This window comes from Nocardia lijiangensis NBRC 108240, from assembly GCF_001613045.1.
Lineage (GTDB): Bacteria > Actinomycetota > Actinomycetes > Mycobacteriales > Mycobacteriaceae > Nocardia > Nocardia lijiangensis.
The window spans coordinates 1-21,773 of record NZ_BDBP01000101.1 but is presented as its reverse complement, the minus strand read 5'-3'; the positions used below and the strand labels follow the sequence as shown (position 1 = coordinate 21,773).

General features: G+C 69.1%; 19 protein-coding genes, 1 pseudogene and 1 riboswitch. Of the genes and pseudogenes, 9 read left to right on the top strand and 11 right to left on the bottom strand.

The window, feature by feature from the left end; translation table 11 throughout:
- Positions 1-336: 336 nt before the first annotated feature.
- The 7 genes from NL1_RS30045 (at position 337) to NL1_RS30015 (ending at position 7,797) form a co-directional block, all read left to right on the top strand.
- A complete protein-coding gene (locus NL1_RS30045) occupies positions 337-1,932 on the top strand; it encodes an FAD-dependent oxidoreductase (RefSeq protein ID WP_067846380.1) in 1,596 nt (531 codons plus the stop codon).
- Positions 1,929-2,270 carry a 4Fe-4S dicluster domain-containing protein gene (locus NL1_RS30040; protein WP_067846377.1) on the top strand — a complete coding sequence of 114 codons (342 nt, stop codon included), beginning with the start codon at positions 1,929-1,931 and terminating at the stop codon, positions 2,268-2,270. Before NL1_RS30045 ends, NL1_RS30040 begins: the two co-directional genes overlap by 4 nt.
- A gap of 90 nt (positions 2,271-2,360) precedes the next feature.
- Positions 2,361-2,792 (top strand): carboxymuconolactone decarboxylase family protein, encoded by a 432-nt coding sequence (locus NL1_RS30035; RefSeq protein ID WP_067846374.1) that lies wholly within the window; start codon positions 2,361-2,363, stop codon positions 2,790-2,792.
- Positions 2,793-2,844: 52 nt separating this feature from the next.
- Positions 2,845-3,933, top strand: a complete 1,089-nt coding sequence (locus tag NL1_RS30030) for a winged helix DNA-binding domain-containing protein (protein WP_067846371.1) — start codon at positions 2,845-2,847, stop codon at positions 3,931-3,933.
- A gap of 385 nt (positions 3,934-4,318) precedes the next feature.
- Positions 4,319-5,410 (top strand): glycosyltransferase family 4 protein, encoded by a 1,092-nt coding sequence (locus tag NL1_RS30025; protein WP_156095128.1) that lies wholly within the window; start codon positions 4,319-4,321, stop codon positions 5,408-5,410.
- Positions 5,407-7,542, top strand: a complete 2,136-nt coding sequence (locus NL1_RS30020) for an amylo-alpha-1,6-glucosidase (protein ID WP_084511132.1) — start codon at positions 5,407-5,409, stop codon at positions 7,540-7,542. Before NL1_RS30025 ends, NL1_RS30020 begins: the two co-directional genes overlap by 4 nt.
- Before the next feature lie 69 nt (positions 7,543-7,611).
- A complete protein-coding gene (locus NL1_RS30015) occupies positions 7,612-7,797 on the top strand; it encodes a hypothetical protein (protein WP_067846363.1) in 186 nt (61 codons plus the stop codon).
- 24 nt (positions 7,798-7,821) lie between these two features.
- Here the strand turns inward: NL1_RS30015 and NL1_RS30010 are convergent, their stop codons facing one another.
- The 8 genes from NL1_RS30010 to NL1_RS29975 all read right to left on the bottom strand — a co-directional run bounded on the left by NL1_RS30010 (position 7,822) and on the right by NL1_RS29975 (position 14,550).
- On the bottom strand, positions 7,822-9,336 hold the full coding sequence (locus NL1_RS30010; RefSeq protein WP_067846360.1) for a PstS family phosphate ABC transporter substrate-binding protein: 1,515 nt from the start codon (positions 9,334-9,336) through the stop codon (positions 7,822-7,824).
- A gap of 119 nt (positions 9,337-9,455) precedes the next feature.
- Positions 9,456-10,514 carry a PHP domain-containing protein gene (locus tag NL1_RS30005; RefSeq protein WP_245673647.1) on the bottom strand — a complete coding sequence of 353 codons (1,059 nt, stop codon included), beginning with the start codon at positions 10,512-10,514 and terminating at the stop codon, positions 9,456-9,458.
- Between the two features lie 4 nt (positions 10,515-10,518).
- Entirely contained in the window at positions 10,519-11,100 is a 582-nt protein-coding gene (locus NL1_RS30000) for a dihydrofolate reductase family protein (protein WP_067846357.1), read from the bottom strand.
- 67 nt (positions 11,101-11,167) lie between these two features.
- Positions 11,168-12,028, bottom strand: coding sequence for a bifunctional DNA-formamidopyrimidine glycosylase/DNA-(apurinic or apyrimidinic site) lyase (gene mutM, locus NL1_RS29995; protein ID WP_067846354.1), 861 nt, complete (start codon positions 12,026-12,028; stop codon positions 11,168-11,170).
- 1 nt (position 12,029) lies between these two features.
- Positions 12,030-12,752 (bottom strand): ribonuclease III, encoded by a 723-nt coding sequence (rnc, locus tag NL1_RS29990; RefSeq protein WP_067846351.1) that lies wholly within the window; start codon positions 12,750-12,752, stop codon positions 12,030-12,032.
- A 22-nt stretch (positions 12,753-12,774) separates the two neighbouring features.
- Positions 12,775-12,957 carry a 50S ribosomal protein L32 gene (rpmF, locus tag NL1_RS29985; RefSeq protein ID WP_014987105.1) on the bottom strand — a complete coding sequence of 61 codons (183 nt, stop codon included), beginning with the start codon at positions 12,955-12,957 and terminating at the stop codon, positions 12,775-12,777.
- A gap of 54 nt (positions 12,958-13,011) precedes the next feature.
- Positions 13,012-13,638 carry a YceD family protein gene (locus tag NL1_RS29980; protein ID WP_067846348.1) on the bottom strand — a complete coding sequence of 209 codons (627 nt, stop codon included), beginning with the start codon at positions 13,636-13,638 and terminating at the stop codon, positions 13,012-13,014.
- Positions 13,639-13,803: 165 nt separating this feature from the next.
- Positions 13,804-14,550, bottom strand: coding sequence for a DivIVA domain-containing protein (locus tag NL1_RS29975; protein ID WP_067846345.1), 747 nt, complete (start codon positions 14,548-14,550; stop codon positions 13,804-13,806).
- A 378-nt stretch (positions 14,551-14,928) separates the two neighbouring features.
- Between NL1_RS29975 and NL1_RS29970 the strand changes: the two genes are divergently transcribed.
- Positions 14,929-15,441 (top strand): GtrA family protein, encoded by a 513-nt coding sequence (locus NL1_RS29970; RefSeq protein ID WP_067846342.1) that lies wholly within the window; start codon positions 14,929-14,931, stop codon positions 15,439-15,441.
- 71 nt (positions 15,442-15,512) lie between these two features.
- Here NL1_RS29970 and coaD read toward each other — a convergent pair whose 3' ends face one another.
- From coaD to NL1_RS29955, 3 genes are read right to left on the bottom strand one after another with little or no spacing between them, the layout of a single operon-like run.
- Complete coding sequence (gene coaD, locus NL1_RS29965) at positions 15,513-15,998, bottom strand: pantetheine-phosphate adenylyltransferase (protein WP_067846339.1); 486 nt, start codon at positions 15,996-15,998, stop codon at positions 15,513-15,515.
- A gap of 20 nt (positions 15,999-16,018) precedes the next feature.
- Positions 16,019-16,576 carry a 16S rRNA (guanine(966)-N(2))-methyltransferase RsmD gene (gene rsmD / locus NL1_RS29960; RefSeq protein WP_067846336.1) on the bottom strand — a complete coding sequence of 186 codons (558 nt, stop codon included), beginning with the start codon at positions 16,574-16,576 and terminating at the stop codon, positions 16,019-16,021.
- A complete protein-coding gene (locus NL1_RS29955) occupies positions 16,573-19,977 on the bottom strand; it encodes a pyruvate carboxylase (RefSeq protein ID WP_067846334.1) in 3,405 nt (1,134 codons plus the stop codon). The genes rsmD and NL1_RS29955 overlap by 4 nt, the downstream gene beginning before the upstream one ends.
- A 251-nt stretch (positions 19,978-20,228) precedes the next feature.
- A riboswitch (cobalamin riboswitch) is annotated at positions 20,229-20,431 on the top strand.
- Between the two features lie 153 nt (positions 20,432-20,584).
- Between NL1_RS29955 and NL1_RS29950 the strand changes: the two are divergent.
- Positions 20,585-21,773, top strand: a pseudogene (locus NL1_RS29950) (5-methyltetrahydropteroyltriglutamate--homocysteine S-methyltransferase); the annotation flags it as partial.

Genomic DNA, 21,773 nt, shown 5'->3' with positions numbered 1-21,773 from the left:
TTTCTCCGTGCATCCCGCCGGACACCCTCCGGCCCGCCATGAACCCTACAAGTCATCGGGCGTGCCTGCCCCTCGAGGATGCGCGCCGGGACGGGGTTTCCAGACGTGTGCGCAGCCGAATTCCAGAGTCTCGCGGAAACCGGCTACAGGCACTCGTCAGGATCGCGCTGATCCGAACCATTTCGCCACGAGCCTGGCGGCCTTAGGTTTTCGGCCAGTATCACTCGTGTTGGGACCGTTGCCAGATGACGCTTCCAGTGGATCCGGTCACCTCCCCCGTCGCCGGCTGCTGCTCGCACTCGGCGTGAATCCCGACGCACCGACAGGAGCCGACCTATGACCGAACCATGGCAGACCAGCACCGATGTCCTGGTGATCGGCGGCGGGCCCGCGGCGGCGTGGGCGGCCATCCACGCGGCCGAGGCGGGCGCCGAGGTGACCCTGGTGGACAAGGGCTACTGCGGAACCAGCGGCGCGACGGCGCCGTCCGGCACCGGCGTCTGGTACGTCGCGCCCGAGGCGACCGCCCGCGCCAACGCCAAGGCCAGCCGCGAGGCGCTGGGCGGGCACCTGGCCGACCACTACTGGATGGACCGGGTCCTGGATCAGACCTACGCCAACATGAATCGGCTCGCCGTCGAAGGCCGCTATCCGTTCCCTGTCGACCCGGCGACGGGCGAGCAGATCCGCACCGGGGTGCAGGGCCCGGAGTACATGCGCCGAATGCGGGCCTGGCTCAAGCGAATCGGCGTGCGCATCCTCGATCACTCGCCCGCGCTGGAGCTGCTGGTCGACGACGACGGCACGGTGCGCGGCGCGGCGGGCTATCAGCGCAGGCCGGCCCGGGACTACCGGATCACCGCGGGCGCGGTGGTGCTCGCCACCGGCGGCTGCGCGTTCCTGTCCAGGGCACTCGGCACGAATGTGGACACCGGGGACGGCGCGCTGATGGCCGCCGAGGTGGGCGCGCGCTTCTCCGGCATGGAGTTCTCCAACGCCTACGCCCTCGTGCCCAAGGGCTCCACCATCACCAAGACCGCGTACTACGGCTACGCCACCTTCTTCCACGAGGACGGTCGTGTGCTGGAGGGCGCGGGCTCGACGAAGGGCCGCTCGGTGATCGCGCGAACGCTGTTGACCGAGAAGGTCTTCGCACAATTGGATCGCGCCGACGCGAGCGTGCAGGAGCAGATGCGCCTCGGCCAGCCGAACTTCTTCCTGCAGTTCGACAGGCGCGGCATCGATCCGTTCACCGACCGCTTCGAGGTCGACCTGCTCGCCGAGGGCACGGTGCGCGGCACCGGCGGCATCGACGTGATCGACGACGACTGCGCCACCACCGTGCCGGGGCTGTATGCGGCGGGCGACGCCGCGACCAGGGAGCTTATCTGCGGCGGCTTCACCGGTGGCGGCAGCCACAATTCGGCGTGGGCCATGTCTTCGGGCAGCTGGGCGGGTCGAGGGGCGGCCGAGTTCGCGCTGCGCAACGGGCGCGGCGCGGACGAGCGCCTGTGGGGCGCGGGGCGAGTCGGGTTGCGCTCCGATGGAGCCGAAACCGTCACGGCGACCGAAGTGGTCGAAGCCGCGCAGGCCGAGCTGATTCCGTTCGAGAAGAACTATCTGCGCCACGGTGATCGGGTGCGTCCGGCACTGGCCGAGCTGGACGCGATCTGGCTGCGCGCGAGCGAAGGCCTCGGCGGACGCACCGGAGACGAGCGCGTCCGGGCCAGGCAGGCCGCGGCCATCACCGCGGTCGGCAGGCTGATGTACGCGTCGACGTTGGCGCGCACCGAAACCCGCGGCATGAGCAAGCGCGCCGACCACCCGGAGCTGGATCCGGCGCAGCGCCATCACGTCCTGTCCGGTGGACTCGACGCGGTGTGGACCGGCACCGCACCCGCAGGCAACACCACCCTGGCGGTGGCGTCGTGATCGAACTGCTGCGCGCCGCGGACTGCATCGGCTGCGACAAATGCGTGGACGCGTGCCCGACCGACGTCTTCGACCGCACCGCGTCCGGAATCCCGGTCATCGCACGGCAATCCGACTGCCAGACCTGCTTCATGTGCGAGGCCTACTGCCCCACCGACGCGCTCTACGTCGATCCCGAATCCACGCCGCTGCCGAAAGGCGCGGCGATCCCCGAGGACCACATCGGCCGCTATCGCGAGAAGCTGGGCTGGGGGCGGGGCCGGACCCCGGGCAGCCTGGTCGCGGTCGGCCCGAAACTGCCGCACGGCACACCGCCGCCGCGGCTGATCGAATCATGAAGAAAGCGCACTGTTGTCACATTTCTCGGCGTCGTTTCGTCTCAGGTGCGTAGGGCGAAACCACGACGAAAGGATGACGACGTGTCACGGATGAAGCTGCCGCAACTCGCGCCCGAGGTGTACCAGGCGTGGATCGCCGCCGAGGGCGCGATCCGGCGCGGCCCCTTGGACCCGGTCGTCCGGGAACTGGTGAAGATCAGGGCCTCCCAGATCAACGGCTGCGTGTACTGCATCGATATGCACACCACCGACGCGCGCCTGGCGGGCGAGACCGAGAAGCGCATCTTCCAGCTCGACGCCTGGCGCGAATCGGCGCTCTACACCGAAGCCGAGCGGGCGGCGCTGGCGTATACCGAAGCGGTGACCCGCCTCGGCGAACACGGTGTGAGCGACGAGATCTGGGCCGATGTGGAGAAGCACTTCGAGGGGGGCGCGCGGGCGGGTCTGGTCGCCGTCACCGCGATGATCAACCTCTGGAACCGGATCGGCGTGCCGCTGCGCATGCGACCCGAGCCCGTCTGACCGGCTCGACCGGACCGGTCGGCTTGTCGGTGGTCTCGGCCAGGATGGGGACATGACGGAACTATCGCTACGCGAGCTGAACCGGACCCTGCTGCTGCGCCAGAAGCTGGCGGAGCGGGTGGATCTGACGCCGTTCGAGCTCGTCAGGCACCTCGTCGCGGTGCAGGGACAGGAACCCAATTGGCCCTATATCGGTCTCTGGACACGCTTGGCCGAGTTCCGGCACGACGACCTCGCTGCCCTGTTGCGCGACCGGAAGCTGGTGCGCTCCACCATGATTCGCCGCACCGTACACCTGGCCGACAGCGCCGACTTCCGCTGGCTGCGCCCCACCGTGCAGCCGGTGGTGAACACGGCGCTCAACGCCGCGTACTACCGCGACGAGATCGACGGCATCGACCTGGCCGAACTCGCCGCGGCGGGTCGCGCGTCGCTGGCCGGAAAACAGTTGAGCCGCAGCGATTTCGGCAAGTTGCTCGCCGATCGGTTTCCGGACCGGCACGTCCGCAGGCTCGCCGAGACCGTCGAACTGCTCGTGCCGCTCGTGCACGGACCGGACACCGGCGCGTGGGGCAGGTGGCGCAATCGCTATGTCACCGTGAGTCTCGCCGAGGAGTGGATCGGCGCGCCGATGGCCGCGCCCGACCCCGCGGCGCTCATCCGCCGCTACCTCGCCGCCTTCGGCCCGGCGACCGTCGCGGACATGCAGGCGTGGGCGGGCATCACCCGGCTCGCCGAGGTGGTCGACGAGATGCGTGCCGAGCTGGTGGTCTACACCGACGACCGGCACCGGGTGCTGTTCGACCTGCCGGACGCGCCGCTGGCCGACCCGGAGCTCGACGTGCCGGTGCGCTTCCTGCCCGCCTTCGACAACGCGCTGCTCGGCCACAAGGACCGGCGCCGGGTGATCAGCGAGGAGGATCGCCAGCGGACCGCGAAGGAGGCCTCCGCCGGTGTACCCATGTACCTCGTCGACGGTTTCGTGCACGGCCGCTGGGCGCTGGAGGACGACACCGTGCGCATCACGCCCTGGCATCCGCTCTCGGCCGCGGACGAGGCCGCGCTGCGCGCCGAAGCTGTAAGTTTGCTGGCTTTCGCCACGCCCGACGGAAAAGGCAAAATCGTCGTCGGCGGCGCCTGAATAATCCGCAAGAAACCACCGGTTATCAGCACAAACTCGGAAAGAAGCTATCAGTCCGATAACGGAACGAAGAAGATTGCTAGCAAGTGATCGGTTTGAGAAGGGCCAAACGAGGTACAACCCCTTCGGCCTCCCCTGATCACGTTCCATTGTGACAGGCCAACCAAGAGCCCCATGGACGGCGGTGAAGTTCTCGCTCCACCTCCGCCGGCGGCGGCCACGACGTTAGGCACTCGGCGCAGGTGTGCTGGGTGAATGCGAGTGCAATGGTTGTGTCCCTGGAAGGAGGGTCATGAGCACAGTGTTCTCGGCGCCGGTTTCGGCGCAGCGTGTGGCTTCGGATCTTCTCTCGATCGATCACCCTGGTACCCGATTCCGCGTAGCGATGGTTGTTCCGCCCTATTTCGACGTGCCGCCGAAGGCTTACGGCGGCGTCGAGGCGGTAGTCGCCGATCTGGTCGATTCGTTGGTAACGCGTGGTCACGATGTGACGCTGTTCGGCGCGGGCGAGCCGGGTACCAAGGCTCGCTTCGTCCCCCTCTGGGACCGAGCGCTGCCCGAACGACTCGGCGAGCCGTTCCCCGAGGTCATGCACGCGCTGAAGGTGCGAAAGGCGATCGAACGCCACCACGCCACCTACGGACTGGATCTGGTGCACGACCACACCTTCGCGGGCCCGCTCAACGCACCGGCGTACTACGGCCTCGGCTTGCCCACCGTAGTCACCGTGCACGGGCCGGTCCAGGACGACTGCTACCAGTACTACCGGGCGCTCGGTGACGAAGTGTCCCTCGTCGCGATCAGCGATCGCCAGCGCGTCCTCGCTCCTGACCTGCACTGGACCGGGCGGGTGCACAATGCGCTGCACGTGGACGAGTGGCCGTTCCAGACCGAGAAGGAGGACTACGCGCTCTTCCTCGGCCGGTTCAACGAGTGCAAAGCGCCGCACCTGGCGCTCGAAGCCGCACACGCCGCCGGAATTCCACTCATCCTCGCGGGCAAGTGCAGCGAACCACCTGAGCTGGCGTACTTCGAAGAGAAGGTGCGTCCGCTGCTCACCGATCGGGATCATGTCTTCGGGATGGCCGACGCCAAGGCCAAACGCAAGCTGCTCGCCGGTGCGCGCTGCCTGCTGTTCCCGATCCGCTGGGAGGAACCCTTCGGCATGGTGATGATCGAATCGATGGTGTGCGGCACCCCGGTGGTCGCGCTGCGCGGCGGCGCGGTCGAGGAGGTGGTCGTCGACGGAGTCACCGGCCGCATCTGCGACGATCCCGCCGAACTGACCGCGGCGATCGCCGAAGTGCAGAGCATGGATCCGGCGGCGTGCCGGGCCCATGTCGAGGCGCACTTCGGCTCCGACGGTCTCGGCCGCGGCTACGAGCAGGTCTACCGGAAGCTCCTGCGGCCCACGCCCCGGGTCGTCACCCGGGTACCCGAGACCTCGACCATCTCGGTCTCGGGCAGGCTCGCGTGACGGGAGCATCCGCCGCGAGCGGCCCGACACCGCTCAACTCGGGTGAACCAACGGGCTTCGGCGGAGCCGGGTCGGTGACGCTGGTGGAAGGTGGCACCTTCTGCCTGTCGAACCGGCTCGGCGATGTCGAGCCCGGCCGCCCGCACGGGCTGTTCTTCCGGGACGCGCGCGTCCTCTCACGGTGGGAACTGCTCGTCGACGGCAGACCGGCGGAACCGCTGTCGGTCCTCAGCCCGGAGGCGTTCATCGCGCGCTTCGTCATGCGCAGACCGCCGCATGCCGGGCTGGCCGACAGCACCCTGCTCGTCGTCCGCGAACGCATCGTCGCGGACGGCATGCACGAGCTGCTCACGCTGGAGAACATGGGCCGCGAACCCACCGCGGTGACCCTGGAGTTGCATGTCGACGCGGATTTCGTCGATCTGTTCGCGGTCAAGGAGGGCCGCGCGGGACACCATCGCGCGGACGTCACCGTCGCGGAAGGCGAACTGCTGCTGCACGATCGCTCGGACCGGATGCGCGGCATCACGATCTCGGCCACCGTGGAACCCGCCGTGCTGCCTGGCACATTGGTGTGGCGAGTCGTCGTTCCGGTCGGCGGCAAGTGGCAGACCGAGGTCATCGCGCAGCCGACGCTGGGCAACCAGCAGGTGCAGATGCCCCTCACTCCGGGCGAGCACATGGGCGTCAGCGCGCCCTGCCGCAAGATCGCCGCGTGGCGCGACACCGCCACCGACATCACCTCGGCGGATCCGGTGCTCACCCAGGTGCTGCGCCGCACCGAAAGCGATCTCGGCGCCTTGCAGATCCGCGACGACACCGGCGAGAGCAGGCCGTTCGTGGCGGCGGGTGCGCCGTGGTTCATGACGCTGTTCGGGCGCGACAGCCTGCTCACGGCGTGGATGGCGTTGCCGCTCGCCGTCGACCTGGCCCTCGGCACATTGCAACAGCTGGCCGAATTGCAAGGGCAGGAACTGAATCCGCTCACCGAGGAAGAGCCGGGGCGGATCATGCACGAGATGCGGCGCGGTCCCTCGGGCGGGCAGGCCCTCGGCGGCAACATCTACTACGGAACCGCGGACGCCACACCGCTGTTCGTGATGCTGCTCGCCGAATGCCATCGGTGGGGCGCGGATCCGGAGGCGATCGAGGAACTGCTGCCCGCCGCAGACGCGGCACTGGAGTGGATCACCGAGTTCGGCGACCGCGACGGCGACGGTTTCGTCGAGTACCGCCGCGCCACCGACCGCGGTCTGATCAACCAGGGCTGGAAGGACAGTTTCGACGGAGTCAACGACGCGGGAGGGCATCTCGCCGAGGCTCCGATCGCGCTGTGCGAGGTGCAGGGCTACGTGCACGCCGCCCTGCTCGCCAGGGCCGAACTGGCCGAGGCCTTCGACGAGCAGCGCCTGGCCGGGCGGCTGCGCGAGCGCGCGGCCGAACTGCGCGGCAAGTTCACCGAACAGTTCTGGATGCCGGATCGCGGCTGGTACGCGGTCGCGTTGGACGGCACCAAGCGGCACGTCGACGCGATGACCAGTAATGCGGCGCACTGTCTCTGGGCGGGTATCGCCAGCGACGAGCACGCCGAGGAACTGGTGCGTCAACTGGCCAAGGAGGAGATGGACACCGGTTTCGGGTTGCGCACACTGGCGGCCAACATGGGCGCCTACAACCCGATGAGCTATCACTGCGGCTCGGTGTGGCCGCACGACACGGCGATCGCCGTGGCCGGGCTGCTGCGCTACGAGCACGTGCCGGGCGCGACGAAGCTGGCCACCCGGCTGGCCACCGGATTGCTGGACGCGGCAGCGGCTTTCGACGGGCGCCTGCCCGAGCTGTTCTGCGGCTTCCCGCGCTCCCGGTTCGCTGTCCCGGTGCCCTACCCCACGTCCTGCTCGCCACAGGCATGGGCGAGCGCCGCGCCGCTGCTGCTGGTGCGGGCCTTCCTCGGACTGAATCCCGATGTGCCCCACCGCACGCTGACCGTGCGGCCGCGCTTGCCCCAAGCCTGGGGCCGAGTGCGGCTCACCGCACTACGCCTCGGCGAGGTCAGCGTCGATCTGGAAGCGGAAGGAAATCAGGTGATCACGGCTCGACTGCCCGACGATTGGCAGCTGGTCACCTTCTGACACGCTCGTAACAGCCGCCCGCACAGGAGAATCGGGCGTCCCGGAACCGACGCGGGCTGGAGGTGCACGATGCAGACATCGCTGGACAAGCTGGACCTGTGGAGCACTCAGCACAGAGACTGCGGCATCGAGCCCACGGACCTGGACTTGGAACTCGCGCAGTTCCTGCGCAGCGTCCACGCGGGCCACGGGCCGGAGTGCCGCCAGTACCTGGCGGCCGCCGCCTACTGTTTCGGCCACACCGAAACGCACTGACCGGCAACGCTTCGCGCGTCCGGCTCACGAGGCCGGTGCGCAGCGGCCCGGCGCGATCAGATCGCTGGCGCACGGCTCGTTGCCGTGCGCACGCAACACTTCCGCGCCCACGTCCGCGGTGAGGTAGTGCAGGAAGCTCGCCGCGAGCGAACCCACCGGGAGATCGCCGTTGCTGTAGGCGTATTCGACGCCCCAGAACGGATAGGAGCGGTCGATCGCGGCCTGCCTGCCCGGTGCGATACCGCCGAGCGTCACGACGCGCATTCCGGCCCTGCGGGCCTCGGACATTTCGCCGTAGCCGATCGCGCCGGGCAGCTCGTCGACGGCCTTGTGCATGTCCTTGGTGACTGGCACGTCGCAGTAGGTTCCGGCGGTGTCCTTGATGGCGGTGCAGCTGCGGTGCGGGCGGGCGGATTGTTCACCGCCGAGCAGCGCTCTCTCGAAGATCACCCGGGTGCCCGATCCCGGCGCCCGATCGATGAGCACGACGGGCAGGTCCGGTCCGCCGACTTCCCGCCAGTTGGTGATCCGGCCCTGATAGACGTCCCTGATCTGGGCGACGGTGAGATCGGTGATGCCGAGATCCTTGTGCACGAAGACGGCGAACAGGGACAGCGCCAGCGGACGCGGTTGCAGCGCAGGGTAACCCGGCCCCTTCGCACCGTCGCTGATCGCGAGGAGCTCGGCATCCGGCCCGGCTTCGGCCAATCGGTCGAGGCCGCGCTCGGTGCCTTGGAAGTCGAAGGCGAACTCGGCTCCGGTACAGCGCTTCTCGTACTGCGCCGCCGCGTCCCGGACGACCGGCTCGAACGCCGAGGAGCCGACCAGGGTGAGCTTGCCCGCGGCACAGTCCAGCGGTGTCGGCGGCTGCAACTCGGCGACGACGAACTGCCCGATGATCACCAGCACCAGAAAGGCGGTGAGCACCACCATGACCCGCGAGATTCCGGTACGACTGCGCGTCTCGACGACGCGCCCGCCGCGAATCTCGCCGCGCAGCACCGGCGTCCGCTCCTCCTCGGTGCCGCCGCTGTCGGACCGCTGCAGGATGGCCAGGATCTTGTAGTGATCCTTTCTGTTCAGCGGGACCTTCGGCAGATCGATGACGCCGATGTGCCCCTCGGTGTCCTCCCGGACGGTGATCCCCGAAGTGGGGCCGAGGCTTTCGGCCAGGTCATCGCTCAGCTCGGACACCGCCATGCCGATCACCCGGCGCCGGGGGAACCGCAGGTGCAGACCGACGCGCGCGGTGGGGGCCAGGTAGTCGGATGCCGTGATCGCGGTGCTGCCGCTGTTCTCGATGCGCACCAGCACGATCGAAAGATCGCGCAGTTCGGGCCCGGAATTCTCGGCGTGCGGTCGCAGATTCTCCAGCACGCCGGGAAACACCGATTCGATCTCGCCGGTGACGGGGGTGTCCATCTGCACGCGGTAGCCGAGCCGCCTGCGGCCGACGAAGACGAACTCCCACAGGAACGCCGCGACGGGCACCGCGATACCGATCAGCGCGAGAACGGTATCGAGCGAGAAGTCCCCCATCGGCTGCCCCACCCCCAAGATGTCGATGTGCGCCTATTGTCCAGTGCACGAGCACATTTCACAGGGGCGGACGCCGAATGTTCGCCGATCGTTCACTCCCCCGACGGTCTCGGGATCGGTCAGGAGGCGGCGGTCCAGGCCAGCAGATCGGCCACCGGCCAGGTGTTGATCACTCGGTCCGGATCGACGCCGTTGGCGACGGCCCGCTCGCAACCGTAACCCTGCCAATCCAATTGGCCGGGGGCGTGCGCGTCGGTGTCGACGGAGAAATGGCACCCGATCTCCACGGCCAGCCGCAGTAACCGGGACGGCGGGTCCAGGCGCTCCGGACGGCAGTTGATCTCCACCGCGGTGCCGTACCGCCTGCACGCCTCGAAGACGAGTTCGGCGTCGAAGGTCGATTCCGGCCGGTTGCCGCGGACGCCCTCGACCAGCCGGCCGGTGCAGTGACCGAGCACGTCCACATTCGGGTTCGCCACCGCGTAGACCATCCGCTTGGTCATGGTCGCGCTGTCCGCGCGCAGGTGCGAATGCACGCTGGCCACCACGATGTCCAGCTCGGCGAGCAGGTCGGCCTCCTGGTCGAGGGCGCCGTCGTCGAGGATGTCGACCTCGATACCGGTGAGGATACGGAACGGTGCGAAGCGTTCATTCAGCTCGGCCACCACGTCCAGCTGGCGGCGCAGCCGCTCGGCGGACAGGCCGTTGGCGACCGTCAGGCGCGGCGAATGATCGGTGAGCGCACAGTATTCGTGCCCGAGCGCCGCGGCGACGCTCATCATCTCCTCGATCGGGCTGCCGCCGTCGGACCAGTCCGAGTGGGTGTGCAGATCGCCGCGCAGCCGGGAGCGCAGCGGCTTGCCCGGCGCACCGATGGGCTGGGCCGCGCGGCGCAGATCCGTCAGGTAGCCCGGCACCTGTCCCGCGCAGGCCTGTGCGATGACGGCGGCGGTCTTCGGTCCGATGCCCGGCAGATCCTGCCAGATCCCCGCCTCCTGATACACGGCGAGCTCGTCGGCCGACAGCCCCGCCACCACATCGGCGGCGCGGCGGTAGGCCTTGACCCGGTGGCTCTGGGCGCGCCCGCGCTCGAGCCAGAAGCCGATCTCGCGCAACGCCTCCACCGGACCGGGCGTGGCCGCCCCGTCCGGCTCGGCGATCCGATCGGCGCCGGTCACGCGGCTATCGAATCCTGCTGTACTTCACGAAGGCCACCCCGTCCTCGAATACCCGGCTGGTGATCACGCGGAAGCGCGCCGCCTCCGGCAGCCGGGATCCGGAGCCGAACAGCGGGCGGCCGCGGCCGAGCACGATCGGATACAGCTTGAGGAAGATCTGATCGATCTCGGGAAGCAGTACCTGGGCGAGTTCACCGCCGCCGCACAGCCAGATGCCGAGTCCCTTGTCCCGCTTGAGTTCTCGCACCCGCTCCAGCGGATCGGCCGAGATCAGCTCGACGGCGGGGTCCGGGTTCTCCGGCAGGGTCGTGGAGACCACGAACTGCCGCAGGTGCGCGTACGGGCTGGAGGTGCCGGTGCGCACGCCGAAATCGTGCGTCTTGCGGCCCATCAGCACCGTGTCGAAGTTGGCATTGCGCTTGTCGATGCCCCGCGCCTCCCGCACCTTGGTCGGCAGGGTCTCGGGGAACTGCGCGGTGATCGCCGGGCCGTGATCGCCGCCGACGGGGAAGAAGTCGACCGACCCTTCCTCGGTGGCGATGAACCCGTCGATCGTCGACGCGACATAGTAGGTGAGCTTGCGCATATGTCCTTCCTACAACGACCGGGGGCGGATATCCCGGACCACTCGAGGAAACGGTATCTCGCTCGGCTCAGCGGTGGCGCGGCTTCGGCTGGCAGCGCGGGCAGGAGTAGGAAGAACGGTTCATGAAACGCTCGCGGACGATGGGCGCGCCGCAGCGGCGGCACGGCTCGTCTTCCCTGCCGTAGACAGCGAGCGCGCGTTCGAAATAGCCGGACTCGCCGTTGACGTTCACGTAGAGCGCGTCGAACGAGGTGCCGCCCTCGGCCAGCGCCTCGCTCATCACGGCGGTGACATCGTCCAGCAGCGCGCGCAGCGCGGGCCGGGTCAGGCCGGAGGCGAGGCGGTTGCCATGGAGGCGAGCGCGCCAGAGGGACTCGTCGGCATAGATGTTGCCGACGCCGGAGATCACCGACTGATCCAGCAGCACCCGCTTGATCTCGGACTGCTTGGCCCGGATCGCGGCCACGGCCGCCTCCCGGTCGAAGCGTTGGTCCAGCGGATCTCGGGCGATGTGCGCGACCGGCTCGGGCACCAGCGTGCCGTCGACCTCGACCAGCGGGGCGAGCGCCCAGCCGCCGAAGGTGCGCTGATCGACGAAGCGCAGCTGGGTGCCGTCGTGCAGGGTCGCCTGGATGTGCGCGTGCTTCTCCAGCGGGGCGTCGGCGGGCTGCACCAGCATCTGGCCGCTCATGCCGAGATGCACGACCAGCGCGTCGTCGCCGTCGTCGAAGGTGAGCCAGAGATATTTGCCGCGCCTTTCGGCGGCCGCCACGCGTTGCCCGGCCATGCGCGCGGCGAGATCGGCCGCACCCTCGAGGTGGCGGCGCACCGACCGAGGATGCGTGACGATCACCGACTCGATGGTGCGGCCCACGACGAATTCGGCAAGGCCGCGCCGGACGACCTCGACCTCGGGGAGTTCGGGCACGTCAGGCTTCGGCGGTCAGCGCCTGGTAGGCGGCGCCCGCGGCCTTCTGCTCCGCTTCCTTCTTGGACCGGCCGACGCCCTGTCCGTAGGACCGGCCGCCGATCACCGTGGTCGCGGTGAACTCCTTGTCGTGGTCCGGGCCCGTCGAGGTGATCTCGTAGCTGGGCACGCCGAGGCCGCGTTCCGCGGTGAGCTCCTGCAGGCTGGTCTTCCAGTCGAGGCCTGCGCCCATCCGGGGGCCGCGCTCGAGCAGTTCGGCGAACAGCCGCAGCACCACATCGCGCGCCACGTCGATGCCGTGCTGCAGGTGGACCGCGCCGAGCAGCGATTCCATGCCGTCGGCGAGGATGCTCGGCTTGTCCCGGCCGCCGGTGAGCTCTTCGCCCTTGCCGAGCAGCAGGTGCACGCCGAGCCCGCCTTCACCGAGCCCGCGCGCCACCTCGGCGAGCGCGTGCATGTTCACCACGCTCGCCCGCAGCTTGGCCAGTTCGCCCTCGGACTTGTCCGGGTGCTCGTGGTACAGCCGCTCGGTGATGCTGAGGCCGAGTACGGAGTCGCCGAGGAATTCCAGGCGCTCGTTGGTCGGCAACCCACCGTTCTCGTAGGCGTACGACCGGTGTGTCAGCGCAAGGCGCAGCAGATCCGGTCCCACGTCGACGCCGAGAGCTTCGAGCAGGCTGGCGTGTTCACCGGATGAGCCGGCTTCGTCCTTGCTGACGGTCACGTCGATACGACAGGTCGAACTGTCAGACAGCAGCGGTGACCTGGCGGCCCTTGTAGGTGCCGCAGGACGGGCACGCGATGTGCGGCAGGGTCTTCTCGCCGCAGGCGCGGTTCGGGCAGGTGATCAGGGTCGGCGCGGTGGCCTTCCACTGGCTGCGCCGCGACCTGGTGTTGGAACGGGACATCCGGCGCTTGGGAACGGCCACGACTAACTCTCCTCTGTCTTGATTGCTCTGCCGGTTCGGCTGATGCTCTTGCGTCTATCGGTCTGGGTCGGCGTCCGCGTCGGGACTGCCGTTGCCGGGCGATTCGGGGGCGAACTTCGCCAACCCAGCCCAGCGAGGGTCAAGTATCTCATGCCCATGATCAGAACCCGCAATCGCCATCCGCACCCCACATTCCGGGCACAGCCCGGCGCAGTCGGGCGTACACAGCGGTTGCAGCGGGAGCTCCAAGCCGATGGCGTCGACGACCACCGGTTCCAGGTCGATGAGGTCGTCGTCCATCCGGTAGACCTCGTCGTCCTCGGTGGTCTGCTCGGTGGTGCTGTCGGGGTAGGCGAACAGCTCGGTGAGCTGAATTTGGACCTCGTCGGTGAACGGCTCGAGGCAGCGCGAGCACTCACCCGCCGTCGGCGCGGACACCGCCCCGGTGACCAGCACACCTTCGGACACCGCCTGCAGTTGCAGGTCGAGTTCGACCTCCGCCTGCTCCGGGATGTAGATCAGGTCCAACCCGAGCCGTTCGGTGGTGGTGACCGTGCGCTGCAGCTCCCGCATGGTGCCGGGGCGGCGGCCCAGGCTGCGGGTGTCCAGCACGAAACCTGCGTCCGTCTTGCGGTGCGAGGCCGCACGGGGACGCGACGCGGAACCGGAACGGGCGGGCATCACGAACTCACTCACGATCGAAGGGAAATGGGCAACCACTCAACAATACGCGAGGTGCCGGTCGAAGCTCAAAACGCAGGCGCCGCTGTGACGTAGGCCCGACGCACCTGTACACGGCGCACATCGGCGAAAGCACGGTTCGCGGCGGACCGCGCCGCGCCGAGGTCAGCGGCGGAATTCCGCCGCGTAGTCGGGCACTCCCGCGCCGCTGCGCAGCTGGTGCCTGCCGCGGCCGACGGTGCGCAAGGTGTTGTTCAGCGTCTCCTCGAACTGGGCGAGCGTCGAATCCACGTAGTGGTCGCACTCGTCGCGCAACCGGTCGGCCTCCTCGTGGGCTCCGTCGATCAAGCGCGCCGACTCGGCGTGCGCGGCCCGGACCACCTCGGTCTGGGTCACCATGCGCTCCTGCTCGGCGCGGCCCTCGGCGACCGAGCGTTCGTAGGACGCCTTGCCCGCCTCGATCATTCGCTCCGACTCGATGCGCGCCCGGCCGGTGACCGCCTCGAACTCGGCATTGCCGTCGGCCACGACGCGCTCGGCTTCCTCCTGCGCGGTGGCGACCAGGTGATCGGCGTGTGCGCTGGCCTCGGCCACCATCCGGTCCGCGTGCGCCTTCGCGTCGGCGAGGATGCGATCGGCCTCCTCACGCGCCGAGCCGATGGTCTGCTCGGACTGTTCGTTGGCGGAGGTCACGGTGAACTCGGCGGCGGAGCGAGCGTCGGAGACGATCTTGTCGCGGTGGTCGAGCACGTCCTGGGCGTCGTCGAGTTCGCCGGGCAGCGCGTCGCGCACGTCGTCGAGCAGCTCGAGCACGTCGCCGCGCGGAACGATGCAGCTGCGGGTCGGTGGGATGCCGCGAGCCTCCTCGACGATGGCCACCAGCTCGTCGAGTGCCTCGAATACGCGATACATGCTTCCTACCCCGCTCTCCTGCTGACTCAGGCGAAACTCTCCGCCGACGCCCAGTGTGCCCGTCATCACGGCGTATGCCGAGTCCTCTTCCGGTGTGTCGTGCCAGTGTCTCGCACACCACAAAATCAAGTGGAGGCATACCCTCCACTTCGTGCTACATTTTTTGCGAGGGTCTCGACAAGATCTTCTTAAGGGGACCGCAGGGCCGCACCGGAACTGTGGGACCGAGGAAGCCGACCGAATGGACGCCTTGCCGAGTAGTTGACTTGTTCCAAAGGTTCAGTACATACTGAACACAAGGAACAGATTGCGCCGGGAAGGGAAGCGGCGACCGCCGCTGTTGTCCTTATCGAAGGCTCGGGTTGGATCGGAAGAACGATGACGGTTCTGGAAGTACCACGCTCAGCAGTGGTGCCCATCGGCGTCTACACGCCGTGGGCCTTCCCGTACCCCACGGTGCGCACAGCATCGGTCGCCCGCTTCGGGGAGCTGCTGCAGTATCTGCGCGGTGATCGCGCCTTCGCCCAGCTCATCCGCTTCGCGCTGGTCGGCGGTTCCAGCAACGTCGCCTACGTCCTGCTCTTCTTCGCCATGCACGGCATCGGCCCGATCGTGGCCAACATCGCCGGCTCGGTGGTGAGCACGATCATCGCCAACGAGCTGCACCGCCAGCTCACCTTCCACGCCGCGGGCCGGGTCGGCTGGTTCACCGCGCAATGGGAGGGCGGCGGACTCGCCCTGGTCGGCCTCGCCATCACCACCGCGGCGCTGGCCGGACTCGAGCTCTGGGCGCCCGGCCTCGGCGACTCCGCGCAGGCGGCGGCCGTGCTGGCCATCACCGCCGCGGTCGGCGGCATGCGCTTCCTCGCCCTGCGCGGCCTGGTGTTCTGACACCGGCTCCGGAACGAATCCGCCCCGGTACCGAGACAATTCGGAACCGGGGCGGTTTTCTGTCTCCGGGCTCAGCCGCGCCGTTCGGCGAGACGGTCGAGCAGGCGCTTGTGCACCGACGGCGGAAGCATGTCGCTGACGTCGCCGCCGTAGGTCGCCACCTCCTTGACCAGCGAGCTGGACAGGAAGCTGTAGGTCGGGTTGGTGGCGATGAAGAAGGTGTCCACCCCGGAGAGCTTCTTGTTCATCTGGGCCATCTGCAGTTCGTAGCCGAAATCGGTGGCGTCGCGCAGACCCTTGACGATGGCGGTGATGCCCTGTTCCCTGGCGAAGTCCACGGTCAGGCCCTGCCAGGAGGCGACCCGCAGGTTCGGCAGGTGCGCGGTCGCCTCGCGCAACATCTCCATCCGCTCTTCCACGGTGAACATGCCCTGCTTCTTCGGGTTCACCATCACGGTCACCACGACCTCGTCGAATTGCGCCGCCGCGCGGGCGAATACGTCGAGATGCCCGTTGGTGACCGGATCGAAGGACCCGGGACACAGTGCTCCAGCCATGAGGCGACGCTACCACCCGGTCACGGACGATAGTCGGCCAGTTCGAGCCGTGTTTCGCCGTAGCGGCGCGGCTTGGCGGCGACAAAGGCTGCGGGCCAATCGATTTCGGGAGAACGGCTGGACCGTTCGACGACGATCAGCGCGTCCGGGTGCAGCCAGCCCGCGTCGGCGAGCGCGGCCAGGTCGGCGGTCACCGCCGCGGTGTCCACGTCGTAGGGAGGATCGGAGAGCACCAGGTCGAACCGGCCCGCGCCGCCCTGGGCGAGCACCGCGGCGACCGCCCCGACGCGCAGTTCCGCGCCGGGCAGGCCGAGGTCGGCGATGTTGCCGCGCACCACCGCCGCCGCCTTGCGGTCCGACTCGACGAGCAGCGCGTAGGACGCGCCGCGGGAGAGCGCCTCCAGGCCGAGCGCGCCCGAGCCCGCGTACAGGTCGAGGACCCGGGCGCCGTCCAGATCCATCCTGGCGTCGAGCGCGCTGAACAGCGCCTCGCGCACCCGGTCGGAGGTGGGCCTGGTACCCGCGGGCGGCACCCGGAGGCGCCGCCCGCCCGCCGCACCCGCGACGATCCGCGTCACTCCGCGGCCGACTCGCGCACAGCGATCTCGACGAGCAGGTCACCGCCCTCGACCTGCTGCACCTTGCCGATCGCGACGCGGCCGATGGTGCCCGCGCGCGGAGCCGTGATGGCGGCTTCCATCTTCATGGCCTCGATGGTGCCGATGGTGTCGCCGGTCTCGACGGTGTCGCCCTCGGCGACCGCCAGGGTGACGACGCCCGCGAACGGTGCGGCGAGGTGGCCGGGGTTGGTCTTGTCGGCCTTCTCCGCGACCGGGACCTCGCTGGCGATGGACCGGTCGCGCACCGCGACCGGCCGCAGCTGGCCGTTGAGAATGCACATCACCGTGCGCATGCCGCGCTCGTCGGGTTCGGAGATCGCCTCGAGCCCGATGAGCAGGGTGACGCCCTTCTCCAGCTGCACGCGGTGTTCCTCGCCGCGGCGCAGCCCGTAGAAGAACTGGTTGGCGCTCAACCCCGAAGTGTCGCCGTACTTTTCGCGATGGGTGCGGAATTCCTTTGTCGGACCGGGGAACAGCAGCTGGTTCAGCGTGTCGCGCCGCTCCAGCGAATCGCCTTCCAGCCCTGCCTTTTCCGTCTCCGAGAGCGGCGTCTCCGGCTTGGCCGCACCGCGTCCGGCGAGTGCCTTGGTGCGGAACGGTTCGGGCCAGCCACCCGCGGGGGTGCCGAGTTCGCCGCGCAGGAAGCCGATCACCGAGTCGGGGATGTCGTAGCGGCCGGGATCGGCGGCGAAGTCCTCGATGTCGACGCCGGTGCCGACCAGCGCGAGAGCGAGGTCGCCGACGACCTTCGACGACGGGGTCACCTTCACCAGGCGCCCGAGCAGCCGGTCGGCGGCGGCGTACTTGGCCTCGACCTCCTCGAAGCGATCGCCGAGGCCCAGCGCGATGGCCTGCTGGCGCAGGTTCGACAGCTGACCGCCGGGGATCTCGTGGGTGTAGACGCGCCCGGTCGGGGCGGGCAGCCCGGACTCGAAGGGCGAGTACACCTTGCGCAGCGCCTCCCAGTACGGCTCCAGATCGCAGACGTTCTGCAGATCCAGTCCGGTGTCGTGCTCGCTGTTGGCCGCCGCGGCGACGATGGCCGACAGCGCGGGCTGGCTGGTGGTGCCCGCCATCGCGGCGCTCGCGCCGTCGACCGCGTCGGCGCCGGCCTGCCAGGCCGCCAGATAGGTGGCCAGCTGACCGCCCGGGGTGTCGTGGGTGTGCACGTGCACCGGCAGGTCGAAGTTGCTGCGCAACGCGGTGACCAGGGTCGCGGCCGCGGGGGCGCGCAGCAGGCCTGCCATGTCCTTGATGGCGAGCACGTGCGCGCCCGCGTCCACGATCTGCTCGGCCAGCTTGAGGTAGTAGTCGAGGGTGTAGAGGTTTTCGTTCGGGTTCGACAGATCGCCGGTGTAGGAGATCGCGACTTCGGCGATGGCGGTGCCGGTTTCGCGGACGGCGTCGATGGCCGGGCGCATCTGGTCGACGTTGTTGAGCGCGTCGAAGATACGGAAGATATCGATGCCGGTGGCCGTCGCCTCGGAGACGAACGAGCGGGTCACCTGTTCCGGGTACGGGGTGTAGCCGACGGTGTTGCGCCCGCGCAGCAGCATCTGCAAGCAGATGTTGGGGATCGCCTCGCGCAGCGCGGCCAGCCGCTCCCACGGGTCCTCGTAGAGGAAGCGCAGCGCCACGTCGTAGGTCGCCCCACCCCAGCACTCGACCGACAGCAGCTCCGGAGCCATCCGCGACACGTGTCCCGCGACCTGCAGCAGACCGTTGGTCCGCACCCGGGTGGCCAGCAGCGACTGGTGCGCGTCACGGAAGGTGGTGTCGGTGACCCCGACCGCCTTCTGCTCACGCAACGCCTGCGCGAAACCCTCCGGGCCGAGGCGCAGCAGCCGCTGACGCGACCCGTCCGGCGGCGGCACGCTCAGATCGAGGGCGGGCAGCTTGTCGTGCGGGTACACCGTGGTCGGCCGCTCACCGTGCGGCTTGTTGACGGTGACATCGGCCAGGTACTCGAGAATCTTGGTGCCGCGGTCGGCGGACTGGCGCAGCGTCAGCAGCTGCGGGCGCTCGTCGATGAACGAGGTGGTGACCCGGCCTTCCTTGAAGTCGGGGTCGTCGAGCACCGCGAGCAGGAACGGGATGTTGGTGGTGACGCCGCGGATGCGGAACTCGGCCAGCGAGCGCCGCGCCCGCGCCGCCGCCGCGGGCAGGTCCCGGCCGCGGCAGGTCAGCTTGACCAGCATGGAGTCGAAGTAGGCGCCGATCTCCGCGCCGAGGTTGGCGCCGCCGTCGAGGCGGATGCCCGCGCCGCCGGGGGTGCGGTAGGCGGTGATGCGCCCGGTGTCGGGGCGGAATCCGTTGGCCGGGTCCTCGGTGGTGATGCGGCACTGCAGCGCCGCGCCGCGGATGGCGACCGAATCCTGGCTCAGGCCCAGATCGGCGAGGGTCTCCCCGGCCGCGATGCGCAGCTGGGACTGCACCAGGTCGACGTCGGTGATCTCCTCGGTGACCGTGTGCTCGACCTGGATGCGCGGGTTCATCTCGATGAAGACGTGGTTGCCGCGCTCGTCGAGCAGGAACTCCACGGTGCCTGCACAGCTGTAGCCGATCTGGCGCGCGAAGGCCACCGCGTCGGCGCAGATGCGTTCACGCAGCGCCGGGTCGAGGTTGGGCGCGGGCGCCAGCTCGATCACCTTCTGGTGGCGGCGCTGCACCGAACAGTCGCGCTCGAACAGGTGCATGACATTGCCGTGCTGGTCGGCCAGGATCTGCACCTCGATGTGGCGCGGGTTCACCACGGCCTGCTCGAGGAACACCGTCGGATCGCCGAACGCCGACTCGGCCTCGCGCGAGGCCGCCTCGATCGACTCGCGCAGCTGCTCGGGCGCCGCGACCCGCCGCATGCCGCGGCCACCGCCGCCAGCGACCGCCTTGACGAAGATCGGGTATTCGAGTTCGTTTGCCGCGGTGAGGAGTTCGTCCACATCCGCCGACGGCGCGCTGGACTTCAGCACCGGAAGTCCAGCCGCCCTGGCCGCCTCGATGGCGCGCGCCTTGTTGCCCGCCAGCTCCAGCACCTCGGCCGAGGGGCCGATGAAGGTGATGCCCTCACGCGCACAGGCCGCCGCCAGGTCCGGATTCTCCGACAGGAATCCGTAACCCGGGTAGATGGCGTCGGCGCCCGCGGTCTTGGCCGCGTCGATGATCGCCTCGATGGACAGATAAGCGCGGACCGGATGGCCCTGCTCCCCGATCTGATAGGACTCCGCGGCCTTCAACCGGTGGACCGAGTTGCGATCCTCGTACGGGAAAACGGCGACGGTCCCGATGCCGAGTTCGTAGGCCGCGCGGAAGGCGCGAATCGCGATTTCGCCACGATTGGCAACCAAGACTTTCGAGAACATTGACCTAAGGTACCCGGCCCCGGAATCAGGGCCGACACGGAAGTCCCCTTCGCAGCAATCTTCACAACGAGACCTAGCAGGCTTGCGAAGTTGCGTTCATCAGGTCGTCACATCTCACCGTCTGAGCGGCAGATCTGTGCGGAGCGGGCCGGGGGTGCGCACGGAATATCCCGGCTCCCGTTTATGCTGGACGGCGCAGCTGGTTCTTCAGTGCGCCCGACGAGATGGAGCCCCGACGTCGTGCGCCGGAGTCGAAACCCGTTCCCGGTCCGCCGGGCGGCGGGTGAGAGGGAACCCGGTGGGAATCCGGGACTGTCCCGCAGCGGTATGCAGGAACGAACACCGTCATCACGCACTGGGCGAAGACCTGGGAAGCGACGGCCAGTAGGTCGGCGGGCGAACAGCTCCGCCGGTGCCCGCGAGTCCGAAGACCTGCCAGCCGTGCCGGATACGCCGTATCCGGCGGCCACCGCCTCGTGGATTGGGCGCGCGGACCACCAGTGCTGATTTCCAGGGCTCCGTCTGTCTTCGGTTGCCCGCGACGTCCGCTGGTCGCCGCGTGCTCGCATGGCGATGGCTCACGACCTGAAAAGCACTGGAGCACACCGTGACTGTTTCCGATCAGACACCATTCACCGCGACGGTTCTCGGGCTACCGCGGGTGGGGCCGCGACGCGAGCTGAAGCGCGCCACCGAGTCGTACTGGGCCGGGCGCATCGACGCAGAGCAGCTGCATGGCGTCGCCCGCGACCTGCGGCGCGCCCAGCTGACCGAGCTGCAGGCGGCCGGACTCGACTCGATCCCGGTCGGCACCTTCTCCTACTACGACCAGGTACTCGACACCGCCGTGCTGCTCGGCGCGCTGCCCGAGCGGGTGGCCGGAATCGCCGATCCGCTCGACCGGTACTTCGCCGCCGCCCGCGGCACCGACACCGTCGAACCGCTGGAGATGACCAAGTGGTTCGACACCAACTACCACTACCTGGTTCCCGAGATCGGCCCGGACACGGCGTTCGCGCTGCACCCGGAGAAGCTGCTCGCCGAACTCGCCGAGGCGATCGAGCTGGGCGTGCCCGCGCGTCCGGTGGTGGTCGGGCCGGTCACCTTCCTGAAGCTGGCCAAGGCCACCGGCGGCGCGGCGCTGGACCGGCTCGGCGAGCTGGTGCCGCTCTACCGCGAGCTGCTGCATCAGCTGGCCGCCGCAGGCGCGGCGTGGGTGCAGATCGATGAGCCGGTGCTGGTCACCGATCTCACCGAGGACGAGATCGAGCTGGTCAAGCACACCTACACCGAGCTGACCGAGGCGAGTGAGCGGCCCGCGATCCTGGTCGCCACCTACTTCGGCACGCCGGGTGCCGCGCTGCCCGCGCTGGCGGGCACCGGCGTCGAGGGCATCGCGCTGGACTTCACCTCGGCGCTGGAACTGTCCGCGGTGGCCTCGCTGCCGTCGCTGGCGGACAAGCTGCTCGTCGCCGGCGTGGTCGACGGACGCAACGTGTGGCGCACCGACCTGGATCGCGCGCTGTCCACCCTCGGCACGCTGCTCGGCAGCGCGGCGTCGGTGGCGGTGTCGAGCTCCTGCTCGCTGCTGCACGTGCCGTACTCGCTGACGCCCGAGACCGGACTGGACGAGCGGCTGCGCTCCTGGCTGGCCTTCGGCGCCGAGAAGGTGACCGAAGTGCGCCTGCTGGCAACGGCTTTGGCGCAGGGCACCGAGGCCATCGCGGACGAGCTCGCCGCCGCGCGCGCCGCCGCGGAGTCGCGCACCACCGACCCGCGCCTCTCCGACGCGCAGG